This window comes from Botryobacter ruber (genome assembly GCF_003347595.2).
Lineage (GTDB): Bacteria > Bacteroidota > Bacteroidia > Cytophagales > Hymenobacteraceae > Pontibacter > Pontibacter ruber_A.
This window is the reverse complement of record NZ_QCZK02000005.1, coordinates 24,240-31,222: the sequence shown is the minus strand read 5'-3', so window position 1 is coordinate 31,222 and position 6,983 is coordinate 24,240. Positions and strand designations below refer to the sequence as shown.

Below are 6,983 nucleotides of genomic sequence, written 5' to 3'. Positions count from 1 at the left end.
CTCTATCTCTGCTTTTGAAAAAACACCTCTTAATCAACTACTTAACAACACACAAATACAAATGCCGGAAAATAACATTTGTAACCAATTGAAAACCTTTTAATTATACTTGGACACTAATGATCCTACAATTATTGTATAACAGTAATATTACCCAAACCTACCATTAACTACATTATTTGCTGAGTAAATGCTGCTGCAAAGTAGGTGGCAGTGGCAGAAGGCATTAAAGCAGGCCCCCTACCGCTTCCTTACCCGCTCCAGCTTCAGCATGTTCATCGGGTTGGGCTCCAGCCCTTCGATGTTGTTCTGCGACAGGCGTACCACCTCATCGTAAAACAACACGATCACCGGGGACTCCTCCACCACGATCTGGTCCATCTGCTGGTAAATAGCCCAGCGTTTTTTGGCGTCGCGCTCGAGCTTGGCTTGTTCGTAGAGGCGGTCGAATTCGGCGTTCTTGAAGTGGGTTTTATTCGGACCGGCGGGCGAGAAGTTCTTGCTGTAGAACAGGGCCAGGTAATTTTCCGCATCCGGGTAGTCGCCGAGCCAGGACTTCATGAAGAAAGCGGCACGCCCATTGTCCACTGTCTCCTGGTGCGCGGGCGCCTGGTTAATGTCGATTTGCACCCGCACCCCTACCTCCGCCCACTTTTTCTGCATATACTCCGCCAGCTCCTTGTGTTCCGACACGGTGCTGAGGCGCAGCTCCAGCGGCTGCTGTGCCGAGAAACCTGCCGCCTGCAGCAGCTCCAGCGCCTTCTGCGGATGATAGCTGTAGCCGCGCACGATACTGTCGTTGTACGAAGGCAGCGGCGGCGGCACCATGCCGGAGTGACCTGGAATGCCGATGTTGTTGCGGAAGTAAGCGATCATCTCGCGTTTGTTCAGGGCATAGTTCAGCGCCTGGCGTACCCGCTTGTCCTGCAGCGCCGGGTTCGGGTCTTTCAGGTTAGTGGGGTCTAGCTGGAAACCGATATACTCCGTGTTCAGGTAAGGCACCTTCTGCACCGTAAACTTACCCGCAAAGTCTTCCTGCACTGTGCCGTCGTTGTTGAGTACCATGTCGCGGGAACCTTCTTTAATGCCCGACAGGAAGTCAAGCTTGCCCTGCATAAAGGTCAGGAACTCCGATTTGCGGTCGGTGATAAAGGAAATCTGTACGGCATCGAGGTAGGGCAGTTGCTGCCCCTGCTCATCTTTCCGCCAGTAATTTTGGTTTTTGTGCAGTACAATGGCATTGCCTTCGTCCCAGAGTTTGAACAAGAATGGCCCCGTACCGACAGGGTGCGCCCTAAAATCTTTGCCGTACCGCTCCACCGCCTCCTGCGGCACCACATAGGCATAAGGCATGGTGAGAATTTCCAGGAAAGCGATAAAAGGCTCGTTCAGGTAAATTTTGAAAGTAGAATCGTTCACGGCCAGGAAAGCGGTATCGGAAATAGCACCGGTAGCATCGGTTAACACCTTGTCGTTAAATATCCAGCCGCCGGTGCTGGCGGTAGCGGGGTCTACGATGCGTTTAAAGCTGTACGCCACGTCGTGAGCGGTTACTTTCCGGCCTTTCCCGCCTTGGAATACCGCATGGTCGTGAAAAAAAACATCATCGCGCAAGGTAAAGGTGTAGGTGCGCCCGTCAGCCGACACCTCCCAGGTTTTGGCAATAGCCGATCCGGTTTTGAGCTCCTGGTCCAGCTCCACCAGCCCGTTATACAATTGGGTAGTAGCCCATATATTGGCCTGGTTACGGGCAAAAGCAGGGTCCAGCGACGACAGTGCCTCGGGCTGGTTATACTTAAAAACCGTTTTGTCCGTTCCCTCTCTGGTGCCCTCGCTGCACGCGCAGCAAAGCAAAAGAAGCACGGCCAAAAATATAACGGGTCTTTGCATCGGCTTAAATCTTTCTGGCTAAAATAATGTATCTTTGTGCAAGTTTAATATATCTTGCGTAGTTAATAAGTACTAAGCACGAGAACTATGGAAATAACCTATTATGGCCAATCCTGCTTTTTATTTAAGCTGGGAGAGCACCGCGTACTGTTCGATCCGTTTATTTCACCGAACGAATTAGCCAAAGATATTGATATAGACAGCATCAAGGCAGATTACATCCTGCTGTCGCACGGCCACCAGGACCATGTGCACGATGCGGAACAGCTAGCAAAAAAGAACAACGCTTTGCTGATAGCCAATTTTGAGATCGCCAGCTGGTTTGGAAACAAAGGCGTGGAAAAAACGCACCCCATGAATGTGGGCGGCAAAGTCACGCTTCCTTTTGGCACCGTTAAAATGGTAAATGCTGTCCACTCCAGTTCGCTGCCCGATGGCTCTAATGGCGGGGTGGCCTCCGGTTTTGTGGTAGAAACGGAAACGCAGACATTTTATTACGCCGGCGACACCGCCCTTACCTACGATATGAAGCTGATCCCGGAACAGTTCGACCTTGATTTCGCATTGTTCCCGATAGGCGATAACTTTACCATGGACATACACGATGCCCTGGTGGCAGCCGATTTTGTGCAGGTAGACAAAGTAATTGGTATGCACTACGACACCTTCCCTTACATTGAGATTGACCGTGAGGAGGTGACAGAAGTGGCTAAAATGGCAGGGAAGGATTTAATTTTGATGGAGATAGGCCAGACAATACGTTTATAAAATTTAGAATGGGAAAAATAATTGCCGTTGCTAACCAGAAAGGTGGTGTAGGCAAAACCACTACCGCTATCAACCTGGCGGCCAGTTTAGCAGCTTTAGAATATAAAACCTTACTCGTAGACGCAGACCCGCAGGCAAACGCCACGTCCGGCCTGGGTTTTGACCCGGCCAGCATCACGAGCAGCATTTATCACTGCATGATAGAGGATGTGAACGTAGAAGACATCATCCTGGCCTCCCCTAACCTGGAGTTCCTGCACCTGATCCCCTCCCACATAGACCTGGTAGGCGCCGAAGTGGAGATGATCAACCTGGACGACCGCGAAGAGAAGATGCGCGAGGTGCTGGCGCCATTGCGCAACAACTACGACTTTATCATCATCGACTGCTCTCCGTCGCTGGGCCTGATCACGGTAAACTCTTTAACAGCAGCAGATTCTGTGTTGATACCGGTGCAGTGTGAATACTTTGCCCTCGAAGGCCTGGGCAAACTCTTGAACACGATCACAATCATTCAAAAACGCCTGAACACGGAACTAGCCATAGAAGGCATCCTGCTCACTATGTATGATGTGCGCCTGCGCCTGAGTAACCAGGTGGTGGATGAAGTAAAAACCCACTTCCAGCATATGGTTTTCGATACCATCATTCCAAGAAATGTGAAGTTGAGCGAATCGCCTAGCTTTGGTATACCGGCTATTTTGCATGATGCAGAAAGCAAGGGAGCGTTAAGCTACCTGAACCTGGCACGCGAAATTGCAGAGAAGAACAGCGTAGCGCTGGCGAAATAATTACCCCTTTCAATGTCAGATAACAAGAATTCAGCAGCTAAACGTAAAGGCGGCCTCGGCAGGGGCCTCAACTCCCTCCTGGAAGGGAACAAGTACACCGGTAAAATTGATTCAACCACTTTAAACGCTGTAAACACCATCGCAGATATAGCCATTGACCAGATCCAGACCAACCCCTACCAGCCCCGGACGCACTTCGACCAGGCGGCTTTGGAAGAATTGGCTGAGTCTATAAAAGTACAGGGCATTATCCAGCCCATCACGGTTCGCCAGCTGGGCCCGGACAGCTACCAGCTTATTTCCGGTGAACGCCGCTACCAGGCAGCCAAAATTGCCGGTTTAAATACGATTCCGGCATATATACGAAAAGCCGACGACCAGCAGATGCTGGAGATGGCCCTGATCGAAAACATCCAGCGCGAAAGCCTGAATGCCATCGAAATTGCCCTCTCCTATCAGCGCCTGCTCACCGAGTGTTCGCTGAAACAGGAAGAACTCGGCGACCGCGTAGGCAAGAAACGCACCACGGTAACCAATTACCTGCGCCTGCTCAAGCTGCCGCCAGACATCCAGATTGGCCTGCGCGACAACCTCATCAGCATGGGCCACGCCCGCGCGCTCATCAACATCGATACGGTAGAGAAGCAGCTGGACATCTACAAAAAAGTAGTGGCCGAAGAGCTGTCGGTGCGGAAGGTGGAGGAGCTGGTGCGCAACCTGGCCAATGCGAATAAAAAGCCCGATCCGCAACAAAAACTGCAGTTCAACAAGTATGACGAAGAAATAAAGCAGGTGGAGTCGCGCCTGACGTCGCAGTTCGGTACTAAAATTATGGTAAAAGCCAACAACGATGGCAAAGGCGAAATCAAAATCCCTTTTGTCTCGGTAGATGAGCTTAACCGTATCCTGGAAATCCTAAATTATTAAAAGCTTGATGAAGCTTCGCACTGGTTTTGCTGTTTTAGCCGCAGGCTTTCTGGTTCTTGTTACCGGCACTACTGCCAGTGCACAGGTAATTACCACCGGACCTGATTCTGTGGTGGTTACCACTACGCCAACGCCAGAACCAAGGCAAACCGGCTTCCTGAAAACCTGGGACAAGCCTGCCAAAGCTGCCCTGTTCTCGGCTGTAGTGCCGGGGCTGGGCCAGGTTTACAACGGGGCCTGGTGGAAAGTGCCTATTGTGTATGCTACCGGCGGCGTGCTGGGCTATTACTGGATAGACAACAGCAATAAGTACCAATCCTACAGGCAGGCGCTCCTGATACGCCTGGACACGATACCTAATACTGTAGATGAATACGCCGACCATCTTTACCTGGGAACAAATTATCCGAACGGTACAGCCAACCTTCGCCGCTACCGCGATTATTACAGGCGGAACCGCGACCTTACCATTTTATTATCTATTTTAGCCTGGGGCATGCAGGTGGCCGAGGCTCATATCCATGCGCACCTGAAAGACTTTGATGTGAGCGACGATTTAGCCCTGCGCATAGAACCAAACATGATCCGAATGCCGGCCACCACCACGTATACGCCGGCTTTAACCGTAACACTTTATACCAAAGCTAAATGAGAATCTTATTGATCGGCTATGGCAAGATGGGCAAAACCATCGAACAAATAGCGCTGAACAAGGGCCACGAAATTGTAGGCAAAATTGATTTTGACAATACAGAAGATTTAAAAAACTTCAATAGCAGCAACACCGATGCCGCCATTGAGTTCACCCACCCCGATTCAGCCTTTGGCAACATCAGCTACTGCCTCAGCAACGGCATTCCGGTTGTGTCGGGTTCTACAGGCTGGCTCAAGCGCTTCGACGAGGCGGTGGCCCTGTGCCGGGAGCAGCAGGGAGCTTTCTTTTACGCGTCTAATTACAGCGTTGGCGTAAACCTGTTCTTTCACTTCAACGAATATATTGCCAGCAAAATGCAGGAGTACAAGGAGTACAAAATCTCGATACGGGAAGTACACCACCTGCAGAAAGTTGACAAACCAAGCGGTACCGGCATCACCACCGCCGAAGGCATCCTGGCCCATTACCCGGATCTGCAAGGCTGGTCGTCGGATGAAGAAGTAGCTGGTAAGCTGAATATTATTTCGGAGCGTGAACCGGACGTGGTGGGCACCCACATCGTTACCTACAGCTCCGAAGTAGACCAGATCGAGCTGGGCCACATCGCCCACAGCCGTGCAGGTTTTGCAGAAGGCGCCGTGATGGCAGCCGAATGGCTGAAAGACCGCAAAGGTGTTTACGGCATGAAAGACATGCTAAACCTGTAATTGATTTTGAGCATGAATGTTAAATTCTGGGAGAAAAAACCAGCCACCAAAGCACCTAAAAAGAAAAAAAGCGTTGCCCGCGAGTGGATAGACGCCATTTTGTTTGCCGTGATTGCGGCCAGCTTAATCCGATGGGCAACCTTTGAGGCGTATACCATTCCTACGCCTTCCATGGAAAAATCATTGCTGGTTGGCGACTTCCTGTTTGTGAGCAAGCTGCATTATGGTCCGCGTACGCCAAAAACCCCATTGCAGGTGCCGCTTACCCACCAGACCATATGGGGCACCGATATCCCTTCCTACTCCGATGCCATCGAGCTGAACTCGTACAGGCTGCCCGGTTTTTCGGAAGTAAAACGGAACGATGTGGTGGTGTTTAACTGGCCGCCGGAAGAGGCCCATCCTTCTGATTTGCGCACCAACTATATCAAGCGGTGTATAGCCATCGCCGGCGATTCAATCGCCATCCGCGATATGCAGGTTTATGTAAATGGAAAGGCGGCAGAGAACCCTGAGAAAATGCAGTTCAAGTACCTGATTATCCCGCAAACACAGTTGTCGCCTAAATTCTTCCAAGACCGAAATATCAACCTGAACGACATTGATACCCGTTCAATTAGAGATGGTTACGTGGTGGATGCCACGCCGGAGCTTGCCGCAGAAATAAAGAGCCTCGGCTTTATCAAAGATGTTATCCTGCTAAATGACAAGCCTGGCAATGCAGAAGCGGATGTTTTTCCGCATGTACCCAGCAAGTATAAGTGGAATAAGGATAATTTCGGACCACTCTATATTCCAAAAGAAGGCGCGACCGTTGCTATTACGCCTGCCACACTTCCATTTTATGAGAGAGCGATCTTACAATATGAAAATAACAAAAACGCAGAAGTAAGGGGTAACAAACTCTATATTGATGGCAACGAAGTCAGTTCCTATACCTTCAAACAGAACTATTACTTTATGATGGGCGACAACCGCCACAACTCCCTCGATTCGCGTTACTGGGGCTATGTTCCGGCCGATCACATTGTAGGCAAAGCAGTGCTCATCTGGATGTCGACCAACCCGGAAGAATCCGGATTCAGCAAAATCCGCTGGAGCCGCCTGTTCAATACCATCAATTAAGCTAAAAAACTTTTCTGCAGAAGCCACCACAGCCACTCCTCCGGCTGGGTGGCTTTTGTTTTTTGTGCCTGTATGTTTTGTAAATAATGACGTATATCATTTAGAATTAGCAGCTTCTGC

7 protein-coding genes are annotated in these 6,983 nt (G+C 50.3%); 6 read left to right on the top strand and 1 reads right to left on the bottom strand.

The genetic code is table 11. The features are described 5' to 3' along the window. Nucleotides 1-240: 240 nt before the first annotated feature. Entirely contained in the window at nt 241-1,890 is a 1,650-nt protein-coding gene (locus tag DCW36_RS00800; protein ID WP_114784366.1) for an ABC transporter substrate-binding protein, read from the bottom strand. An 87-nt stretch (nt 1,891-1,977) separates the two neighbouring features. On the opposite strand from DCW36_RS00800, the gene DCW36_RS00795 reads away from it, so the two are divergent. From DCW36_RS00795 to lepB, 6 genes are read left to right on the top strand one after another with little or no spacing between them, the layout of a single operon-like run. Next, a complete protein-coding gene (locus DCW36_RS00795) occupies nt 1,978-2,658 on the top strand; it encodes a metal-dependent hydrolase (protein ID WP_114784364.1) in 681 nt (226 codons plus the stop codon). Between the two features lie 8 nt (nt 2,659-2,666). Continuing rightward, nucleotides 2,667-3,449 (top strand): ParA family protein, encoded by a 783-nt coding sequence (locus DCW36_RS00790; RefSeq protein WP_114784362.1) that lies wholly within the window; start codon nt 2,667-2,669, stop codon nt 3,447-3,449. Between the two features lie 12 nt (nt 3,450-3,461). After that, nucleotides 3,462-4,376, top strand: coding sequence for a ParB/RepB/Spo0J family partition protein (locus DCW36_RS00785; RefSeq protein WP_114784360.1), 915 nt, complete (start codon nt 3,462-3,464; stop codon nt 4,374-4,376). Between the two features lie 7 nt (nt 4,377-4,383). After that, a complete protein-coding gene (locus DCW36_RS00780) occupies nt 4,384-5,028 on the top strand; it encodes a DUF5683 domain-containing protein (protein ID WP_114784359.1) in 645 nt (214 codons plus the stop codon). Continuing rightward, nucleotides 5,025-5,738 (top strand): 4-hydroxy-tetrahydrodipicolinate reductase, encoded by a 714-nt coding sequence (gene dapB / locus DCW36_RS00775; RefSeq protein ID WP_114784357.1) that lies wholly within the window; start codon nt 5,025-5,027, stop codon nt 5,736-5,738. Before DCW36_RS00780 ends, dapB begins: the two co-directional genes overlap by 4 nt. Nucleotides 5,739-5,750: 12 nt before the next feature. Continuing rightward, on the top strand, nt 5,751-6,863 hold the full coding sequence (gene lepB / locus DCW36_RS00770; protein WP_114784355.1) for a signal peptidase I: 1,113 nt from the start codon (nt 5,751-5,753) through the stop codon (nt 6,861-6,863). Nucleotides 6,864-6,983 lie beyond the last annotated feature (120 nt).

What these genes read in the sequence shown, in the direction of transcription:
- DCW36_RS00800 (WP_114784366.1), bottom strand. Translation starts at nt 1,890, where the DNA reads ATGCAAAGACCCGTTATATTTTTGGCCGTGCTTCTTTTGCTTTGCTGC.
- DCW36_RS00795 (WP_114784364.1), top strand. Translation starts at nt 1,978, where the DNA reads ATGGAAATAACCTATTATGGCCAATCCTGCTTTTTATTTAAGCTGGGA.
- DCW36_RS00790 (WP_114784362.1), top strand. Translation starts at nt 2,667, where the DNA reads ATGGGAAAAATAATTGCCGTTGCTAACCAGAAAGGTGGTGTAGGCAAA.
- DCW36_RS00785 (WP_114784360.1), top strand. Translation starts at nt 3,462, where the DNA reads ATGTCAGATAACAAGAATTCAGCAGCTAAACGTAAAGGCGGCCTCGGC.
- DCW36_RS00780 (WP_114784359.1), top strand. Translation starts at nt 4,384, where the DNA reads ATGAAGCTTCGCACTGGTTTTGCTGTTTTAGCCGCAGGCTTTCTGGTT.
- dapB (WP_114784357.1), top strand. Translation starts at nt 5,025, where the DNA reads ATGAGAATCTTATTGATCGGCTATGGCAAGATGGGCAAAACCATCGAA.
- lepB (WP_114784355.1), top strand. Translation starts at nt 5,751, where the DNA reads ATGAATGTTAAATTCTGGGAGAAAAAACCAGCCACCAAAGCACCTAAA.